The sequence below is a fragment of the Pseudoalteromonas sp. S3178 genome (assembly GCF_005886985.1).
Lineage (GTDB): Bacteria > Pseudomonadota > Gammaproteobacteria > Enterobacterales > Alteromonadaceae > Pseudoalteromonas > Pseudoalteromonas carrageenovora.
This window is the reverse complement of sequence record NZ_PNCW01000024.1, coordinates 17,922-39,608: the sequence shown is the minus strand read 5'-3', so window position 1 is coordinate 39,608 and position 21,687 is coordinate 17,922. Positions and strand designations below refer to the sequence as shown.

The 21,687-nt window shown below is 39.6% G+C and carries 13 protein-coding genes; 3 read left to right on the top strand and 10 right to left on the bottom strand.

Annotated features, from left to right (window positions below; translation table 11 throughout):
* Both CWC11_RS06475 and CWC11_RS06470 read right to left on the bottom strand, forming a co-directional pair.
* Entirely contained in the window at positions 1–765 is a 765-nt protein-coding gene (locus CWC11_RS06475) for a 2,5-didehydro-3-deoxy-L-galactonate 5-reductase (protein WP_138682097.1), read from the bottom strand.
* A gap of 29 nt (positions 766–794) precedes the next feature.
* A complete protein-coding gene (locus CWC11_RS06470) occupies positions 795–1,820 on the bottom strand; it encodes a zinc-dependent alcohol dehydrogenase (RefSeq protein WP_138682042.1) in 1,026 nt (341 codons plus the stop codon).
* 291 nt (positions 1,821–2,111) lie between these two features.
* Between CWC11_RS06470 and CWC11_RS06465 the strand changes: the two genes are divergently transcribed.
* Together CWC11_RS06465 and CWC11_RS06460 are read left to right on the top strand one after the other, a co-directional pair.
* On the top strand, positions 2,112–4,058 hold the full coding sequence (locus tag CWC11_RS06465; protein WP_138682041.1) for a CRTAC1 family protein: 1,947 nt from the start codon (positions 2,112–2,114) through the stop codon (positions 4,056–4,058).
* A 573-nt stretch (positions 4,059–4,631) separates the two neighbouring features.
* Positions 4,632–5,957, top strand: a complete 1,326-nt coding sequence (locus tag CWC11_RS06460) for an IS4 family transposase (RefSeq protein ID WP_138682040.1) — start codon at positions 4,632–4,634, stop codon at positions 5,955–5,957.
* Positions 5,958–5,999: 42 nt separating this feature from the next.
* On the opposite strand, the gene CWC11_RS06455 is transcribed toward CWC11_RS06460, so the two are convergent.
* The 8 genes from CWC11_RS06455 to CWC11_RS06420 all read right to left on the bottom strand — a co-directional run bounded on the left by CWC11_RS06455 (position 6,000) and on the right by CWC11_RS06420 (position 18,966).
* On the bottom strand, positions 6,000–9,470 hold the full coding sequence (locus CWC11_RS06455) for a TonB-dependent receptor (protein WP_138682039.1): 3,471 nt from the start codon (positions 9,468–9,470) through the stop codon (positions 6,000–6,002).
* A gap of 210 nt (positions 9,471–9,680) precedes the next feature.
* Positions 9,681–12,020, bottom strand: a complete 2,340-nt coding sequence (locus CWC11_RS06450) for an alkaline phosphatase D family protein (protein WP_138682038.1) — start codon at positions 12,018–12,020, stop codon at positions 9,681–9,683.
* A gap of 67 nt (positions 12,021–12,087) precedes the next feature.
* Positions 12,088–13,116, bottom strand: a complete 1,029-nt coding sequence (galE, locus tag CWC11_RS06445) for a UDP-glucose 4-epimerase GalE (RefSeq protein ID WP_138682037.1) — start codon at positions 13,114–13,116, stop codon at positions 12,088–12,090.
* Between the two features lie 9 nt (positions 13,117–13,125).
* Positions 13,126–14,280: a galactokinase gene (galK, locus tag CWC11_RS06440; RefSeq protein WP_138682036.1), complete on the bottom strand. Its 1,155-nt coding sequence runs from the start codon at positions 14,278–14,280 to the stop codon at positions 13,126–13,128.
* Positions 14,277–15,332: a UDP-glucose--hexose-1-phosphate uridylyltransferase gene (locus tag CWC11_RS06435; protein ID WP_138682035.1), complete on the bottom strand. Its 1,056-nt coding sequence runs from the start codon at positions 15,330–15,332 to the stop codon at positions 14,277–14,279. The genes galK and CWC11_RS06435 overlap by 4 nt, the downstream gene beginning before the upstream one ends.
* Positions 15,333–15,343: 11 nt before the next feature.
* Complete coding sequence (locus CWC11_RS06430) at positions 15,344–16,426, bottom strand: glycoside hydrolase family 117 protein (RefSeq protein ID WP_138682034.1); 1,083 nt, start codon at positions 16,424–16,426, stop codon at positions 15,344–15,346.
* Between the two features lie 9 nt (positions 16,427–16,435).
* Positions 16,436–17,374 carry a sugar kinase gene (locus CWC11_RS06425; protein ID WP_138682033.1) on the bottom strand — a complete coding sequence of 313 codons (939 nt, stop codon included), beginning with the start codon at positions 17,372–17,374 and terminating at the stop codon, positions 16,436–16,438.
* On the bottom strand, positions 17,371–18,966 hold the full coding sequence (locus CWC11_RS06420) for an MFS transporter (protein ID WP_138682032.1): 1,596 nt from the start codon (positions 18,964–18,966) through the stop codon (positions 17,371–17,373). The genes CWC11_RS06425 and CWC11_RS06420 overlap by 4 nt, the downstream gene beginning before the upstream one ends.
* Before the next feature lie 325 nt (positions 18,967–19,291).
* On the opposite strand from CWC11_RS06420, the gene CWC11_RS06415 reads away from it, so the two are divergent.
* Positions 19,292–21,631, top strand: a complete 2,340-nt coding sequence (locus CWC11_RS06415; protein WP_138682031.1) for an agarase — start codon at positions 19,292–19,294, stop codon at positions 21,629–21,631.
* Positions 21,632–21,687 lie beyond the last annotated feature (56 nt).

Below are 21,687 nucleotides of genomic sequence, written 5' to 3'. Positions count from 1 at the left end.
CTATCTCCCCATCCATCCGCCATCAACCAATAAAATAGCGCCATTTACATAACTAGCCGCTTCAGATGCTAAAAATACAGCAGGCCCTTTAAAGTCATCAGGGTTTCCCCATCGGCCTTGTGGAATACGACCTAATATAGCTGCACTTCGCTGCTCGTCATTACGTAATGCTTCAGTATTATCGGTATCAATGTAACCTGGCGCAATCGCATTTACATTAATGCCTTTACCTGCCCATTCGTTAGAAAGCGCCATAACCAATTGGCCAATTGCGCCTTTACTCGCTGCATAACCTGGTACTGTAATACCACCTTGAAAGGTAAGCAAAGAAGCTGTAAAAATAACTTTACCCTCGCCATGTTCTATCATTTGTTTGCCTATTTCGCGGCTTAAAATAAATTGAGCATTTAAGTTAACTTCAATCACTTTATCCCATAAATCATCACCATGCTCAGCCGCTGGAGCACGCAAGATTGTACCTGCATTATTGACTAAAATATCAATTTTAGGAAAATCGCTTTTAACATCTTTAATAAAAGAATAAAGCGCATCACGATCGCTAAAATCACATTGATAGGCCTTAAAGTTTCGGCCAAGGGCTTTAACTTCTTTTTCTACTTCTGAGCCTTCAAGCTCTAAGCTTGCAGACACACCAATAATATCAGCGCCAGCCTGTGCTAAACCTAGTGCAATACCTTTACCAATACCGCGCTTACAACCTGTAACAAGGGCTACTTTGCCTTCTAAGCTAAATTTTTCTAACATATTATTCATTTTAAAACCTTTATAATTTTTTATTCTTGTGGATTACATTCAACAAGCGCTTTCATGCCTTCTGGATTTCCATCCATACTCGCAAATGCACTACCAATATCAGTTAACGAACTAACCGAACTAATAAAAGGTTTAAGATCTATTTGGCCCGATGAAATTAACTCTATTGCCCAATCAAAGTCTGCCGCTTCGTATACACGCGCCCCTAACAACTCTAGCTCTTTCCAAAAAAACTTAAATAAGTCTATTTCTGGTTTTGTACTATGAATAGCCACCATTACAATACGACCACGTCGTCCAACTATTTGTGTCATAGCCTCAATTGCAGGTTTAACGCCAGATACTTCAAAAACTACGTCTGCGCCTTTTGTTTGCGTCCAGCTATCTACATAGGCTGCTAAATCTTCTTCAATGGGATTAACCGATTTAACACCTAGCTCATCGGCAAAAGCACGGCGGCTTTCGTTAGGCTCAGACACGAGTACTTCTGCACCAACACTTTTAGCAACCGCAGCAACTAATTGCCCAATTGGCCCGCCACCAAGTACAACCACTTTCTCACCCGCTTGTAAGCGGGAGCGTCGTACATCATGGCACGCAACCGATAACGGCTCTATTAATGCGCCTTGTTTTAAGTCAACACCTGCTGGTAATTTATGCAAAGTACGCGCTTTAACTGTCCAGCTTGACTGAAAGGCTCCTGGCGTATCTATTCCCATAAACTTTAAGTTTTGACAAATATGCGTATGCCCTGCATTACACGTAGGACAATCACCACACCAATCTAATGGACGTACTACCACGTTTTCGCCTACAGCAAAGCCTTCTACTCCTTCACCTATTTCTGCAACAACACCTGATATTTCATGGCCAATTGTTTGCGGAATAGACACACGTTGATCCATTACGCCGTGGTATATGTGCATATCTGTACCACAAATTCCAACGTATCCAACACTTAGCCTAACTTCGCCTGCTTGAGGCTTAACTGATGTGCCTTCAACAACATTAAATGACTTATTACCTATATATTGTGCAGCTTGCATATTTTTTATACCTTCAATAATGTTTAATTAAATACTGGCCCAGTAATGCATCATTAAAAACAACGCTGATACGAGGAATATAAAAACGTATTTACATACTTTTATATGTTTATTGTTAACAATCTACACCTAGATATGTTGTATGTAAAGCCACTATCAAAATTTAATGTAACTTTAGATCGCAAAAGCCAATACGTTAAAAAGCATTAAGAATAGTTACTAAAATTTACTTGTATGTTTTAATACCAGCCCATATTGTTAACAATTAACACAATATAAAGAGGGACAATAATGATTAAAAATAAAAAATCCGCGCTTAGCGTAGTGATTATCAGCGCTCTAAACTTAGCGGGATGCAGTCAAAACATACAAACACACACGCCCAGTATTAAAACAAATAACAACGTAGTCTTTTCTGACGTATCTGAACAAGCAGGTTTAATAACACAAAAAAATTGGAAGTATGGCGGTCCTACAATTGCAGATATAAACAGTGATGGTCATTATGACCTACTACTAACAAATCACGACACCACTGCTATTCGGTTGTTTATTGCAAATGGCGATAACACATACACACTACAAGATGATATTTTTCCACGAGCAGATCTTCATGGGATGTCGGCCGGTGATTACGACAACGATGGTGATCTCGACGTACTTATTGCCCTAGGAGGCGGAAATGGAACCACGCCTCAACCACAACGATTACTTAAAAACAATAATGGCAAATTTGAAGATAATACGGTTGAAGCTGGTTTATCAAAAATGGGCGCACGTGGCCGCTCGGTGCGTTGGGTTGACCTTGATAACGATGGCGACTTGGACTTTATGCAAGTTAACGCTGAGAAAATGGTGACTGAGAATACTCCGCGTAATATTTTGTTTGCGAATAACGGTAACGGCACATTTGAATATCACCCCTCCCCCGTATTTGAAAACTTAAATAGTGAACGTGTGTTAGTCACTGATTTTAACAACGATAATATTCCGGATATTGTCGGTTTTAATGGCTATAGCCCTTTGATTGTTCTACAAGGAAATAATGACTTTACCTTCACCGATGTAACGTCTCAAATATTACCTAAAGGGCTTGAAACAACAGGCACTTTGACTCTAGCGCATGCAGATATCGATAACGATGGCGATATGGACTACTACCTAGCCAGAGGTAAGCTGCATTACAGCATTGCAAATAATAGTATTTCCTATAATAACGAACTAAAACGTTTAGACTTGAGAGACGAAGGTAATGAAAGTCATGACGGACTAAGCCTCACCACACAAGGAAATTTGATTTTAAGTGATTTTTATCATTTTCCCCGCGGAAAAAAAATGGCGGCAATGCCCGTATATTTAGGTGAACAACAAATTCAAATTTCAACGCCATCAGATGAATACGAGATTAATCCAGAGCAAGCACAAGGTTTTGCCAAGTCTATTACTAACACCGGTTGGTACATTGGTTATTTAGGCAATAATCAATGGCGTGTGGAATGGCACTTAACCGATGACTTAGCCTGGGATGTACGTGCTTCATTTAAAAATGTCTTAGATTATAAAACACCATGGGCACCGCAAAATCTTGCATTGAACGATATTTTACTGCGTAACGACAACGGCCGTTTCGTTGATATATCGTCGCAATTGCCAACTGAAACCATTGATAATAACTGGGGAGTTGTGCCGGGTGATTTTAATAACGATACATTAGTCGACTTTGTTGTTTATCGATTTGGTCATTTAAAGCAGCGGGTTGCCGATCTTTTATTAATTAACCAAGGCAATAACCACTTTACTAGCCAGTTATTAAACTCAGCCACCAGCGAGTTAAATCAAGACTCTCATGGCGATATGGGCGCTGCATTTGATTATAACCATGACGGTAAACTCGATCTGTTAAGCGGTGATGATGACAACGGCAGTTGGCACTTATATAAAAACACCACGCCCATGGCTGATAAACACTTTAGCTTAGTACGCGTTGGGTATTCACAAACAGATATTGATCCATTGGGTGCAAAAGTTCAAATACGTACAGAGCAAGCAACGCAATATCAAGTTGTGGGTTCACACAGTGCAAGCCACTCACAAAGCTTAATGAATATTGCCCATTTTGGCTTAGGTAATGATACTAACATCAAGGAGATTAGTGTCACTTGGCGTGATGGCAGCAATCAAGTATTGCGTAATCAACCCGCAGACCGTTTAATTGATATAGGATCAATCACACACTAACTCAACGGTTCTAGTCTTGGGAGCTTTTTAAGTAATCTGCTTCGGTTACACATAGTTAACCGGCTCTTTATTTGGCTGTTTCATTGAAACTCCCCTGATTCACATTTCAGCCTTCTCTCAATGCAACAAGGTTTTAAGAAATCATCCACAAATAGGCTTTGAGCCACTGCGCTGCACAGGAGGTGGCAAAAGGCTAGATATATTCGTAACTCGATTCACGAAGCTTTGTCTTCTCATTTACCCTCATTCATATTTCATTGTGCAAATTGGTTTTAAGAAGTTTGTAACAAAGAAGCCATGTGGCGCTTATTTAAAAGGCTTAACGCATCAATTTTACTAAATTGATATTAGAATCGAACGTGGCGTAAATTTGCAGCGCTTTAGCCTAACGCAATAGTAGTCAGCCAGCTAATTCATAGCCCTGCATTCGTCAACACGGTATATAGAAGCTTTGTTGTGCTTATACAAAAAAGCCCGCAACGCTGCGTAATGCCGATCAGTTAAGGAAGAAAAAGCTTGACGAACGGTAAAATGAGATCAAAATCCTATGATCACAGGTCATAGGATTTTTTTATGCAACTTGCTCATGAATTAGCTTCCACTCTCGATGCATGCAACACGTTTCACACATTTGAAAAGTATGCTGAAATACTCTCCCCAGAATTAATCGAACACGCTTTTCAACAAGCTGGCGTAGCAACTGTTAGAAAGCGCCGCCTCCCTTTAGTAGCTGTATTATGGTCAATCATTGGCATGAGCTTATTTAGGCAACGTTCGGTTTGGGATATAGCAACTCAAATGGACATTATGTTACCTGATAAAAAACCTTTATTAGCACCCTGCGCAATAGTACAAGCAAGGCAACGCCTAGGCTCCGAAGCTGTTAAGCAAGTATTCTTAGCAATGGCAAAGCAAAGTTATCAAAGCGATAAGTTTGAAACATGGGTGGGGCTCAATTTACTCGCTGTCGATGGTGTTGTTTGGCGGACAACAGACACACCTGAAAATCATGAAATATTTAAAGCCCAAAGCAATGGGCACAGTGAAAATATCTTTCCTAAAATACGTATGGTCTGCCATATGGAAGTCACCAGCCACCAACTCATCAACAGTGCATTTTCTGATTATAGAACGAGTGAAATGCGATTAGCTGAGCAGCTCATTGAGCAAACACCAGATAACTCGTTAACGATATTTGATAAAGGGTATTATTCCCTTGGGCTACTGAATCGCTGGCAAAAAGCAGGAAAACAAAGGCACTGGATGATACCTGCCCGCAAAGACCTTCAATTTGAAGTGATAAAGAAAATAAGCCCTAATGACTTACAGATACGACTGACGTCTACCCCGCAATCTAGAAAGAAATTCACTGACTTACCTACTTATGTTGAGGCACGCTTAGTTACAAAAACAATTAAAGGAAAAACCTATCGCATTTTGACGTCTATGATTGACCCAATGCGCTTTCCAAATGAGGAAATGGTTGAATTATATTGTTATCGCTGGGAAATAGAGCTGGGCTTTAGGGAAATACTATTGAACAGTAAATATACCTTGAGAAGCAAACGGCCCGATATGATAGAGCAAGAATTGTGGGGGATATTACTCGCATATAACCTCATAAGACAAGCGATGACAGAGGCTGCGAGTAAGCTTGATAGTGTACTACCAAATCAACTTAGTTTTGCGAGTTGTTCAATGGCAGTTACCCAATATTTTGCAACGATACCACTGACATCACCGGGGAATATTCCAAAGCACTACGCGCTATTAATAGAGCAGTTAGGTTACTTTAAATTACCAAGGCGGCGCGAAGATAGGTGCTATAAAAGGTGGATAAAACCCAAACCCTCTAAATACCCATATAACAAGAAAAAAAACGCCAGTCAGCTTAACTGACTGGCATTACGCAACGCTGCGGGCTTTTTAGTGGATAAAGGTTTAGAAATTAATACGGGTATTAAGTCTAAATGTACGTCCGGTATGATATTGATAAACCGTACGTGACTTCGTTGCATCACCTTCTAATGGGCTACCTTCATTAAAGGTCACACCGCCTGCTTCAAGAAACCTGCTAGTGAAGTACTGGCGTACTCCTTCATCTGTTAAGTTAGCAACTTGGAATGATATAGACATCATATCTGTTACTTGATAAGTAGCGGAGAAATCGAGTGTTTGACGACCTTCTTCCCAAAGCGAACCATTCTCCCAAGAGCGTTGCACTAATTGATCCGTTGTACCTTGATAAGATAGGCGTAATTGGTGACCATTTTTCTCCCAAAAACCAGTCAAGTTATAACTATGTTCAGGTGTATAAGCCACCGCAAGCGAAGGTACTTTAACGCTGCTATCAATAGAAGAGACTTCTTGATCATATTCACTATCTTGGTACGTGTAGTTAGCCTGCAGACCTAAACCAGACCAAATACCAGGTAAATTGTCGTAGGTTTGCATGTACTGTAATTCAAGGCCTTTAATTGATGCACCTTTACCATTTTTAATACGGGTAGTATTAAATTTAGCACACATTTGCTCTAAATCACCTGAGTACATCCAGTCTTTTAAGTAGTCTTCGCCGCCTTGGAAGCGCTTAGGCATACAGGCTTCTAAGCTATCTTGTCCTGCAATAAGTACTAAGTCACTTGGATCATATGATTCGCCTTCTGTGAGTCCTACGTCACGTAGGTCATCCATATAAGTCACGATTGTTTCAGACTCTTCAAAGTTAGTCATATCTTTGTAAAACAGTGTCGCAGCTAATAAACCTGACTTATTGAAATACCACTCATACGATAAATCAAGATTAAATGATTCAAGTGGATCTAATTTCGGGTTAGTCAGTGTAATAGAATTATTCCTGTTTTCTCCACCCCATTGTGTCTCACTTACTTTAAAGCCAGGACGTAGAGAGTCTATTTGTGGGCGCGCCATAGTTTTAGATGCAGCAAATCGGATAATTGTATCTTCATCATGCAGATAATTGATATTTAAGCTTGGCAAAAACAGATCATATTCATGTTCATCTGTTACAGCAAATGTGCGAACACTGCGATCTTCTGTTGGTAACAAGTTACCGTTTTCATCAAACTTACGCTCGCCGTATACATAATTTTTTTCAGTTGAGACATCTGAATGACGCCATAACCACCACTCTGATTCATTAGGATTGCCTTGAATAGCATTTGGATCATGACACGCACCTTGATCTGCAATAGCAACATCATCTGTTTTATCATTAGTCCCAACAGTATCGTAACCTAAACCATCAACGCGTGACCAACGCGCTTCTTCGTCATAATTAGTTCCGTAAAAACGCGTTGCCTCACATAATGGTAAGCTAGTATCACGTAACTCCTCAAGCTTGAATGGGTCCATTAAACGTGCCGCATTTGAAGGGTCATAAGCAAATTGCACGCCGGATGAACCTTGTACTTCAACTGTTGTTTTTACATAACGAACACCAACATCACCAGTAATTTTACCATCCATTACTTCGAAATTTAACTTAGTGTATAAAGCTAAATTATCAAGTTCCGTATTACGTGTATTTGAATCATTAATATCAAACGCAACCTCTGAACTACCTTGAGCGACCTCAAAAGCTTTAAATGCAGAAAAACTAGACCAACCATCAGTAATGCTATCGCGACCGTAACCAAGGCCAGCCATAAAGTCATCGACTGGGAATTCGTCACCACTTGTCACCATATCGCCTGATATATCACGTAAACCACTGCCTAATACGGTTGGTTGTCCTGTATAAGGGTTTAACACAACAACACCTTCGCCCACTGTGTTAAATGTACCCTGTTGCGCATCTACGTACTTAGTCCGGTTAGACCATTTCGCGCCAAACTCAATTGAACGGAAGTTATTTGAATCAAGTGCATAATCAAAGTCAACAAATAGCGATTTTTGCTCATCTTCTACTGTATTTAACGTACGACTCATATAATTCAAATGTTGCGCACTTAAATCATCAGGGTTAAACCCTGTCGTGCCATAGTTATCCCATACATTGAGTGGATCACCAAATGTATTGTTTTCGCCATAATCAATTTCACCACTTCCAGATACCAACTGACATTGGCTACTTAGCGTACAGTCGTAGCCAACAGGTTCAACGTCTTCTGGTGAGACATTATTAATGATCCATGCATTAATATTCCCATAGTTTTGCATACCAACATACACAGAGTTATTAGGAACTTGTTCTGACTTTGAATAACCAACACCAGCATCCATTTGCAACGAGTCACTAAACTGATGATTAATATCTAATGAGTAAACAGCGCTTTTGTTATCAAAATCAGCTTCAGATTGCAGCAAGTCACCAGTACCAAAGCGATTTACAAACTTAGTGAAGGTGTTAGTTTCTAGGTCAATGGTGCGCCAATCTGCTTCTGGATCTGTATAAATTGAAGGTCCCGTTGATAAACCAGGATCTTCACCTTCAACTAAGTTTTTATAATCAACAGAACGTGTACGAATACCGTGCATTGAGTTTTGGATTGATTGGTTACTCAAATTGGCATTAAAATTTACTTCTGTAGTATCTGAAGCTAACCATTGTAAACCTAGGTTAAAATTAGTGCGGTCATTTTGGCTTTCATGGTATTCATAATCAGTAAGGCGAGGTGAAATACCAACCGCATTTTCTACCACATTACCATTTGTATCTTTGGCCAGTGGCGATTCTAGTGCAAACCACTGTGTTGCTGAATACTGATCTTTTCTGTAAGCATTTGTTTCTTTAACTGCTGTAACAACTACACCAAAAGTGTCTTCAAAAAACTTCTTCGACATAGTGCCTGATACTTTAAAATTTTCTTTGTCAGATAAATCGTTGTATCGGCCCTCTAATGTCATAGTCGAAATTTCGTAATTTAAATCAAGCGGCTTTGTTGTAGAAAGATTAATGTTTGCGCCCAGCGATCCTTCTTCGTGGTCAGCGCTTGGGGTCTTTACCACTTCTATTTTAGATAAGATATCTGATGAATACTGCGATAAATCTACACCTTGGCTAAAACCGGTGGAACCTAGTTGCACACCATTCATACTTATATTATTTTGCTGTGAATTTGCACCACGCACTGAAATTCGTGCGCCTTCACCATCAACAGATTGCACCGATACGCCTGTTACACGCGAAAGCGCATCAGCAATATTTTGATCGGTAGACTTACCTATATCTTCCGCGTTAATCGAATCAACAACGTTTTCAGCAAAGCGTTTATCGTTAATCGATTTTTTAACACTGGCCGCTAAGCCACTCACCTCAATTATTTCTATATCCGACTCAGCTTTAGTTTTTTCTTGTGTGCTTTCATCTTGCTTGGCATAGGCCAATTGTGTTGCAAGTACAGCCGCTGTAATTGCGCTTAACTTAAACGCGTTGTTGATGATTGTCATGTGTGTTCCTTTTCTAAGGTTTTATTATGTTGTCAGGTTAATCTTTTGTAAACAATAATATGATCACCGATTCATTGTCAACTGTATTTTGTTAACAATATTGAATTGCTTATAAAAAAGCAATTTAATGCCTAAACATTAAATTGCTTTTAGGTAATAGAGCTTAAATAGCTACTTGCAAAGCGTTTATTACAAATAGCATGCGACTAATTAAAATTCTTTTATATATGGCCAACCAGCAAACTGTTTGCCTGTAGAAGGATCGGTATTCCACTGCCAACACTCTAACTGATAATATTTTTTAGCGTGATTTATTTTAATAATTCCGTAACCTTCACTTTTTAAGTTTCGGTCTGCTAAAAATTTTCCCCACGTTGTATTTTGTTTAGCAAAAAGCTTATGCGTTACTTTTGGATTAGCTGCGGCAAGTACACGCATTTTATTACCAAACGTGTCGGTAAAATCACCGGTATTTTTGTCTTTATTTCGCTGATTTGGTAAAGGTGTGTGGGGTTCAAACCAACGCTGCCAAAACGCCGCACTAGCTGGGCCTGCAAAAAATAAGCTGCCATCATCAAAGGTATTTATTCCTTGGTAGGCAAGTAACCCGAGGTGCTGATCGCCCGCAATTACTAATGCATTAGCGTCACTTACTAGTTTTACTGCTCGTGTTCGTCCGTCAGCCGGGTAACCATTTGCATCGTAATCTATTAATGCTTTACCGTTTTCATCGGTTTGAGGCGACCCCCACATAGAAGCTGTAATACATACTTTAGGCTTGCCTGGGTGCATAGTTTGCCAGTCTTTTAAAAAGGATTCTTGGCGTTTTCCTAATAGTTCACCGGTAGTGGTAAGCTTATTAGCTTTATAATCTGGTGGCGTTTTAAATTTACGGTCTTCAACCATCGCAAAGCTAATTCCGCCATATTCAAAAGCGGCGTAGGTAACAGGAATATCATATTTAATAGGCGTAGGGTCGTAAGGGTCTGGATTGTGACCGTTTTGTATACGGTAAATCATTTTAACCAAGTCTTTATCCCACTTATAACCACCGTCTTCTTCTTTTGGCATATCGGAGTGTTCGCCACCATCGCCCCACAAGTTACCTTGCAGTACATCATGATCATCAACCAAAACAAGTGTAGGCTTGTCTTTTATACTATCGGCAAATGCCCAGTACCATAAGTACCATTTATATAGGGTATCTAGTTTCGCATCTTTAGTGTGACGTCCATAACGAGTTGGGTATGTTTCATAGTACTGATCGCCACAAAAAACATACATATCAGGGTTATGATAATTGGCATTTTCAACAAGCTCAGTGTGAGGAAATAAAATATTGTCTTTGGTGTAACGCCCTAAATCGCGCTCGCTGCTAATAAGGCGTGTGTAATGTGTGTTGTCTAAGCTTTTGGAGGTAGGAATAATACAAGAGTACAACGCAATCGTGAATTCCTTAGTATTTTGTGGGTCCTTAGCAATAGTACCAAAGTATAAAGTGTCTTCAGGCTTTTGTGGGTTAACAATTCTGTATTGAGCTTGTTTTAAATAGTTCCAATTACTTAACCTAAATCTTGCTACAAACCCATCTTCAATTTTTGCTGTGCCTGCATGCTGCCAATCGGATTGGTTTTCAAACTTATATTGCAGCTCTACGCGTGAAAATTCTTTAATATTAATAGGCATTAACTGACAAGATAACTTGAGCACCTGTTTATTAACGCTATACATACACCCCATAACCGGGCCTAAGGTATTGGCATTATTTAGAGTTATTTTACCGCCACCGGTTTCAATATCACTAAACCCCCAACGTGCGCCTGCTACAAAAGGCTCTGAAGAGCTTAATAACGAAATACCTCCTTGCAGTTGATCTGCGGGTACTTTGTGAAGTACTGCAAATCCTAACTCTTGAGCAGTATTTGTATTACTTGCCACAAGACGAATGTCAAAATGGTGTGCATCTATTGGGTCTAAATGGCAATCGAGTGTTATTTTATCGCCGCTTTTATATTGTTGTATATTAAATGGAGCACGATTAATAATAGTAAAATCAAGCGCTTTGCTTTCATCATCAAACTGCCTAAATGATAATTTACCTAAACTGTCAAAGGCGGCAATTATTCCGCCATTTTCGCCACCAGCTCGCTGTGCTAAAGCAGCACCTTTAGCTGATAGCTCACCTTTGCCAATCCCTAATAAAAATCCACAAAAGCCCTCTTCATTCGGTGTTAAATTGCGTACGGTGGTTTTTATACGCCCACTTTGCAAAGAGCCATTAAGTTGCCTAGTGAGTAACGATACGGTACGCGCTTCAAAACCTTTTCCTTCTCGGGTACATAAAAGCTCATTACCTATACGCTGCCAATCTTGTAGTCTGTTGCCCCAAAAATGCTTGCCAAGCCACACTTGCTTACTTAAATTAGTATTATCTAATGGCGCGGTTGAGGTTAAGTCACCTCGGTATGAAGCAAATAACCCGCTGCAACCACCTAATAGGCTTGAACTTAGTAGGCCTGCGCTGAGCTTTAAAAAACTTCTGCGTTTCATTTTAATCACCTTTATTATTGTGTGTGAATTAGGGTGCTTTGTGTAGACAGTGCTTTACATAAGGGAGTTATACATTTGGGTAGCCATTAGGGTTATTGCTTTGCCAGCGCCATGTGTCTTTCATCATGTCTGCGAGGGTATATATACATTGCCAGCCTAAAATAGCCTTGGCTTTAGATGAATCAGCCCAAAAAGCAGCTAAGTCGCCATCGCGGCGCTTTACAATTTCAAAGTTAATATCAACTCCGGTATATTCAATAAATGCTTTTACGATACCAAGCACTGAATAAGGAGTACCAGTGCCTAGGTTAAATGCTTCATATAGACTATGGTGTTGCTCGCCAAGCCATTTAAGGGCTTTAATATGACCATTAGCTAAATCACTAACGTGTATATAGTCACGTTCACATGTACCGTCTTCAGTTGTATAATCACCTCCAAAAATAGCTAATTTGTCACGTTTACCTACCGCTACCTGAGCAATAAAGGGCATTAAATTGTTAGGAATACCTAATGGGTCTTCTCCTATTTGGCCGCTAATATCTGCGCCAATAGGATTAAAGTAACGTAGGCTGGCTACTTGTAAACCAGTATTTGAGGCGACTATTTCTTGTAATATTTGCTCAATCATTACCTTTGTTTGCCCGTAGGGGCTTGCTGCACGCCCTAGAGGTAAGTTTTCGGTATAAGGCACTGATGCCCCTTGCCCATAAACTGTAGCTGATGAGCTAAATACTAATTTATTAACGTTATATTTAAGCATGCATTGGCATAAATTTAAGGTAGACACCAAGTTGGTATAATAATACTCAAGTGGTTTTTTTATTGATTCGCCTACCGCTTTTAAACCTGCAAAGTGAATCACAGACTCAAATCTATGTTCACTAAACGTGGCTGATAACTTATCGTTATCAAGTAAACTGGCGTGAATAAATTCAACTTTTCGCTTTGATAACGCTTCTACACGGGTTAGCGATTCACGACTCGAGTTACTTAAATCGTCTATTACTACTACGTCAAAACCATCTTTTAATAAGCTTAAAACTGTGTGGCTGCCTATATAGCCAGCTCCACCTGTTACCAGTACTTTTTTCATTGGTTGTCCTTACGCTCTTATAAGTGATACACCAGCTGAAGGTACGCTTGTGTAAATCGTTTCTTTTAATCCTGTTTGTTGCTCGTACTGCGTTTCAATAGCGCTAATTACATTCTCGACTAAAACATTTGGAACAAACGCCACTACACAACCACCAAAGCCACCACCTGTCATTCTTACGCCACCGTATTCATTAATTTCTTTTGCGATAATATTCACAAGAGTGTCGATTTGGGAGGTGGTAATTTCGAACAAATCACGCATAGAGGCATGGCTTTGTGCCATTAGTGTGCTTAGTTTAGCTATATCGTTATTGCTAAAGGCTTGCATAGCTTCTAATGTGCGCACATTTTCATACACTATATGTTCAACACGTTTAGCTACATTTCGATCAAGGGTATGTTTTTTACTTTCGTACTCATCAATGCTTACTTCGCGCAAGCTTGGTTTAGACAAAGCTTCTGCTCCTGCATAACATTGTTCTCGGCGTAAATTGTATTCACTATCTAGCAAGCCACGTTTAACGTTTGAGTTAACCATTAAAATAGTCATCTCTGGGTCAATACTCACTTCAATTAAATCAAGTGAGCGGCAATCTATACCCAATGCTTGTCCTTCTTGTCCACATGCTGATATAAGCTGATCCATAATTCCACAGTTGCAGCCGACAAAATTATTTTCGGCTGCTTGTGCAATTTTGGCTATGTCTTTGCGCTCAATAAACAGTTCACATAAATGATTAAATGCATAAGCAATACCTACCTCTAGGGCTGCTGAAGAACTAAGTCCCGCGCCTTGAGGAACATTTCCGCTAATACATATATCGCACCCGCTTAGTGTATACCCGCGTTTTTGTAGTTCATCTATCACACCACGTACGTAATTACTCCACGTTTGAGTGTTGTGGATATTAAGGTCAGTATTTATAAAAAACGAATCGGTTTGATTATCGCAATCTAGTGCAAGTACATTTACTTGATCATCAGCACGTGGAGACACCCCAATAAAAGTGGCATATTCAATAGCGCAAGGCAGTACAAATCCATCGTTATAATCGGTGTGTTCACCAATTAAATTAACGCGCCCTGGTGCTTTAACTACAAAGCTTGCATCGCGCCCAAAGTGGTTTAAAAAAGCTAAACGTACGCTGTGCTCAACATTCATTTATTGTTCTCTTTATAATGCGTTAGTGATTGTTTTTTCAAAATAGTAGCAGCCTGCTCTGGCGTTATATCGCGCTGAGCTTCGGCCATCATTTCGTATCCAACCATAAATTTTTTAACACTTGCAGAGCGCAACAATGGCGGTAAAAATTGTGCATGTAATTGCCAATACGGATGGTGTTGGCCATCATACGGTGCGCCATGCCACCCCATAGAGTAAGGGAACGAGCACTGAAACAAGTTGTCGTATCGGGTAGTAATATTTTTAATAATATCCGCCAAGCTACTTTGCTGCGCATCGTTTAGCTCTACCATTTGTGTAATAGCAAAACGCGGAAGTAATAAAGTTTCAAATGGCCACGCGGCCCAGAAAGGTACAACCACCAGCCAATCATCGTTTACACAAACCACGCGTTCTTGCTTTTCAATTTCTCGTTTTGCGCAATCAAGCAGTAAATTACTTTTGTACTTTTCGTAATATCGTTTGAGGTTTTCCTGTTTACGCGCAACCAAACTAGGTAATTTATTTTGTGCCCAAATTTGACCATGTGGATGTGGGTTTGAGCACCCCATTACAGCTCCTTTGTTTTCAAATACCTGTATCCAGCTATATGTTTTTGATAGCTCTGCACATTGTTCTTTCCACGTATTTACTACATTAGTAATTTGCGTAACACTTAGCTCCGGTAGAGTTTTTGCGTGATTAGGGGAAAAACAAATAACACGGGCAGTACCGCGCTCTGTATGCATACTAAATAGGGGATCAGTCTGCTCCACATCAGGCACACCTTCACGCAAGGCGGCAAAGTCATTAGTAAACACAAAGGTGTTTTTGTAATCTGGATTTACTTCACCGTTAATACGCGTATTGCCTTTACATAAAAAGCAGCTTTCGTCGTATTCTGGTTTAACCTCAATATCTACACTTTCTTCTTGACCTTGCCAAGGACGTTTAGCACGGTGCGGCGATACCAACACCGACTCACCCAATAAAGGGTTAAAACGGCGATGTGGATGTTCTGTCGGATCAAATTGATTGTTTTGATTACTCATTACTGCAAACCTTAGTTACTATTTTGAAATGTGCCCGCATCAAGCACTTGCTTGCGAGGCGAAAACCGACAAATATAGTTCCAGTTCCAACTTGCATCGTATTTGTGGCACAAACCCCAACTAATACCAGGTGCCGGGTTTTGGTCGAACCCTTGTGCAGGCCTATATAAACCAATTGCTTCTGGACCGCCTTTTATATGCGCCATAATTTCAAAATTAATACCATCCTGAGCAAATTGGATAGTGTTTTTTTCAGGGCCATCGGTTGTAAGCAAGCTAGCAATACCCCCTTTATAATTCCAAACAACAACTTCATGTCCACTATTTGAAATCGGGTTATAAGGCGATTTAACATAAGGACCTAATACATCATCAGCAATAGCAACACCGTGTTTTATTTCACGACCACCAAAGTTCATTCCTTCACCTTGGGTTTCTCCTTTGTAGTACAAGTAAAATTTATTATTAAAAAACACTAAACATGGATCGTGTACTTTATGGCTATCAAAACTACCTTTAGCGGTTACTGCAAAACGACTGTCTTCATCACCAAGCCATTTACCATCTTTGCTTGGGCTTACAATCGGTTCTGGTGATTTTATCCACGGTCCAAATGCAGATTCAGAGTGAGCTATGGCAATATGTTCGTACTGACGATTTGTATAAGGTGTTTGTACTGTTTGATAAACCAAATAATAATGACCATGGTGTTCAAACACTTCGGGGGTAAAAATTGCGCGGTCGTCGTAATCACCTGGTTTACCCGGGCTTACAGCTACGCCTTGCTCTTGCCATGTAATACTGTCTTTTGAGGTGGCATGCCAAACTTGCGTTAAATCCCAAGGAAATACTTTGTCATTCGGATTAGTAGAGTTAAAACCAACAGTTTCCCCTTCACCTTTGGTGTACCAACAGTGATAAACGCCATCAATATATAAAACTGATGATGGGTCGCGGCGTATCACCCCCTCCTCATAAGCAAAATCGCCTTTTAAAGGTTCTACATCAAACTCTGTAAGCCATTGAGGCCCATATTTATCATATCCGCGCTCGATGGCACGTTTGCTTGCTAAACTTAATTTTTTTTCAGACATGTTAGTTCCTTACTTACCTGCGCTTATATTTAGCGAGTGATATACATCAAGAGGTAAAATAGCGCCTTGGTGCTGCACAACTTGTGAAGCAACACTGTCAGCCATTTCTAATGCATTTTGAGGGTTTTGTGCGCACATTCTGGCGGCTAAGTAGGTTCCGGCAAATGAGTCGCCAGCTGCTGTACTGTCAACTTGCTTTTCAGCGGGTGTAAACAGACATGACGCTTTAAGGTCATCTTTGCAATAAACCTGCATCCCGGCACTACCAGCTTTAATAACAATTTCGTCAATATCAAACTGCGTACAGTACTGAACAATCTCTGCCGTGGTTGAATGACCAAATAAAACACGATGATCATCAAGACCTGGTAAAACGACATTACTTATTGCATAGGCGCGTTCTAGCCACTCAATGGCGTGCGCTTTAGATTCCCACATTCGCGCACGATAATTAGGATCAAATGCAATGGTGCAGCCTTGTTTTTTTAAGTCATTCAATAAAGTAAATAAACACTGCTTAGAGTCATCGTCTAAAATACCTAAGCTAATGCCGCTAAAAAATACCCAGTCAGACTTTTTTAAACCTAGATCAAACGAGGCCTTAGCGTACAACTCCATCATATGTTTAGCAGCTGATTGATTACGCCAGTAGTCAAAACTTCGCTCGCCTAATAAATCTGTCGAAATTGCGTAAATACCTACGTTATGATCTGGTGTGGTAATTACATTTTTTGTACTTATGCCCTCTAGCTGCCAGCATTTGAGCATATTGCTACTAAGTACATCAGACCCCACAGCAGTAAAAAGCTCACAATTTAATGTGTTTTCGAATCGTTTGGCGTATACGAGCGCATTGTAAGTATCGCCCGCAAATGATTGCTGACACTCACTGATACCTGTTGGTACAAGCTCAACCATACATTCGCCGATAGCTAGTAAAGTACTCACATGCCCTCCTGTACTTTTTTAGTGTGTAAGCCTTCTAGATATGCTTCAATTTCTTCTATTGATTTGTTTTTGGTCTCTGGCATAAACTTAAATAACAATGCAAAGCCTGCGACACCCGATACGGTATAAAGTAAAAAGATGTTTGCAGCGCCTAAATTACTTAGCTGCCATGGGAAAAACTGCTGCACAAAATAGCTAATTACGCTTGCTATAAATGCAAAGGTAGGAATGGCCACACCTCGAATACGAGTCGGAAATATTTCAGAAAATATCACCCACATAATTGGCCCAATAGAAAAGTGAAAGGCTGCAATAAAGCCCGCTACACCAAATGATATAAGTGGCGCATTGATCGTAGCAGCACGCGAGATCAAATCGCTTTCAAATAGTTGCTGTTGCGAAGCAGTAAGTACACTCGCTAATGCCTGCTTAAATTCAATATCACTGTGATACACAGTCCCAATAATTTGCTCAAGACCAGTAATAGAGCTTAACGTTGAGAACGATGCTACATCGTCAGCAGACAAACTATACTGAGCTTGGCTAAAGCCTAAATAACACATAAATAGGCTAATTGTGGCAGCTGCTAATCCCCAAATAACCAATGGTCTGCGTCCTAGCCTATCTATTAACACAATAGCGACTACCGTAAACACAATACTAACTAATCCAATGAGTACAGCATTAAAGAAGGCTGCATCGGTGCCTACACCTAGCTGCTCAAATACAGTAGGAGCATAAAACATTATGGCGTTAATGCCCGTTACTTGCTGAACAATTGCCATAGTGAATGCAATAATTACAGCGGCGCGAACACGGCTTTCAAGTAGTAGTTTGAATGATGAAAAATATCCCCCTGTTTCGCTGTAATCAACAAGGCTTTCTTTTATGCTTTTGAGTTGGTCTTGTGCAAGTTCGGCGTTTTTATTTAAGCGATGTAAAATAGCGGTAGCACGTGTTTCGTTACCTTTCATAACTAACCAACGTGGGCTTTGTGGAATAGTAAATAACAGTAAAAACCATAAAACAGCAGGTATAATCTCAACCCCTAGCATCCAGCGCCATAAGTTATTTTTTACATTCCACTGCGTTACCCAGTCAAGGTTACTGTTTGCTAAATCAACAAGTAAATAGTTGGCAAAATAAGCCGCCGATAAACCAACAACAATATTTATTTGAATCATAGACACTAATTTGCCACGATATTTCGACGGTGCAACTTCACCAATATACATAGCGGCAACCGATAAAGACGTGAATGCGAGCCCACCTATAAAGCGAGCTGTAACTAATAATTCATAGCTTGGTGCTAATACAGAGGCAATTGCTGAAAGAACGTACAAAAAGGCGATACCTATTAATGTATTTTTACGTCCAAATGCATTACATATATATCCTGTAATCACTAACGCAAACAGCACACCAAAGCCTGGCGCGCTCACTACAGTACCTACTTGTATGTCAGATAAATTAAATTCTGCAGATACAAAACGCACAGTACCTGAAATAAGAGCAGCGTCTAATCCAAAAATAAAGCCACCAAAGGCGACTATAAATGCAAAGAAAAACACATTACGTTTGCTACCATTCATACTTCTATCCAACTATGTTGTTATCATTGTGTGTTGCTTTATATACAGAATAAAGCGAGAGTCAGTGTCAAACCCAATATTGTTAACAATTAACCATGAGTTATAGCTTTGAGACTATTTCAAAATTAACGCACTTGCAACATCTATTTTAAGAAATCATGCTTTAACTTAAATTTTTTTACAATCAACATTAAAAATTAGTTAAACAAAATCAAAAGTTTATTATAAATGATACACAAAAATACAAATTGCACATTGTCAACAATATTCAATATGGTTTTTTTGTTGTATGGTATGTTAAATTGTAATGAAAGGTTGAACAGCAATGACATATAAAAAGAACATACTACTCACATCGCTCTTGCTTGCGCTAAGTGCCTGTAATCAAGAAGAAGTTAAGATAGAAAAGACCACAAACGAGCTTACGCAGATAAAATCAGCAGATACATTAATGTATTTATTTGCTGATGCTGCACATTCACAGATAACCCCTGTTCACTATCAAAGTAACGCAGCAACTATAGAAGAAAAAAACTCTGTATTAGATGTGACATTTAAGTCAAAAAATAATCCGTACGCTAATATTGTTTTTTCATCTGATGGGCCATGGGATTGGAGCGAATTTAGAGACTTTAACATTGCTTTTGAATTAGCTAACCCGGGTAAACACTCGATACAAATTTATTTAGATATATCCGATATAGACGGCGCTAACTACACACGTAGTGTAAATGTACCAGTGGGAGGCTATAACACTTACTATGCCAAACTTGACGGGCACGACCTTGCAACCCCTGATGGCGACGAAAATGTAGAACTAAACTTTACATCAGGTCTTCGCTCTAACCCCGATACGTGGGAGTCTGATGAGGTACAGTTTATTTCTATGTGGGGTAAAAAAAATCTTAATTTAAAAGGTATAAATAAAATATCCATTAGCGTGCAAAGCAATCTTCACGACAAAGAACTACAAATAAAGTCTATTTCCCTTCGTAAAAACCCTAAATTTAATACCGAATTTTTAACTCATATCGTTGACGAATTTGGCCAAAATGCCAAACAAGAATTTACAGGCAAAGTACATTCAGAAGCCGAGCTGCTAAGCGACAAGCAACAAGAAGCTAAACAACTTCTTTCTAAACGCCCTGATAATCGCTCTCGTTTTGGTGGCTGGGCAGAGGGTCCTAAGTTAGAGGCAACCGGTTACTTTAGAACAGCAAAATATAATGATAAATGGTCACTAGTAGACCCCGATGGTTATTTATACCTTGCAACCGGTATTGATATCATTCGCCTTGCAAACTCAACCACACTAACTGGTTACGACTTTGATCAAGCATTATTGCCAAAACCAGCAGATGCAGGGGTAACTCCAGAGGATTCAAAAGGCTTAAATCAAGTAAATAAAGAGGCACTAAAAAGCCGATTTGTAGCTTCCGATGTTCGCAAAGATTTATTTGAATGGTTACCTGATTATAATGAGCCTCTAGGTAAACATTTTGGCTATCGTAAAAGCGCACATTCGGGACCATTAGAGCATGGTGAAACATATAGCTTTTATGCAGCTAATTTAGAGCGTAAGTACGGACAAAATAATACAGATTATATGCAAAAATGGCGTGAAGTAACTCTTGATAGAATGATCACATGGGGCTTTAGCTCACTGGGTAACTGGACTGATCCGAGTTATTACGATAACCAAAGGGTACCTTATTTTGCTAATGGTTGGATTATTGGGGACTTTAAAACAGTTTCTAGCGGTAATGATTTTTGGGGAGCCATGCCTGATGTTTTTGACCCTGAATTTGCTGTGCGTGCAAATGAAACTGTAAGCGTTGTTGCCAAAGAAGTGAAAAATTCGCCTTGGGCTGTGGGCGTATTTATAGATAACGAAAAAAGTTTTGGCCGCCCTGATTCAGTCAAAAGCCATTATGGAATTGTTATTAATACCTTAGGCAGAGACGCTAAAACAGTTCCTACTAAAGCTGAATTTTCTCGTCTAATGAAAGAAAAATATACTGATGTCGCTGAACTTAATAAGGTATGGCACTTAAACTTAGCCTCATGGGCTGAGTTTGACAAAGGTGTAACGATTGATATAAAAAATGAAGAGCAGCTTGTCGATTTTTCTATATTACTCACCGCCTATGCCGACAAATATTTTAGTGTTGTAGATGCTGCTATGGATAAATACCTGCCAAATCATATGTATTTAGGTGCACGTTTTCCGGATTGGGGCATGCCTATAGAAGTTGTTAAAGCCTCGGCTAAATATGTTGATGTAATAAGTTTTAACGCATACAAAGAAGGTCTAAGGGATGACAAGTGGGCATTTTTATCACAATTTGACAAACCCGCTATAATTGGTGAGTTTCATGTTGGTTCATCTGATTCAGGATTATTTCATCCTGGGTTAATACATGCTGCTAATCAACAAGACAGAGCAAATATGTATACCGATTATATGAACTCAGTGATCGACAACCCCTACTTTATTGGCGCACATTGGTTTCAATATATCGACTCGCCAATTACTGGTCGAGCCTACGATGGCGAAAACTATAACGTTGGCTTTATTAGCGTTACAGATCGCCCCTATACTGAAATGGTTGAAGCAGCTAAAGCAATGAATGAGTCTATGTATGAACGACGTTTTAAAAAATAATCGTAAATACAGACATTAACTGTACATTTATTGGTCTATTGTAATGTGTTGACAAT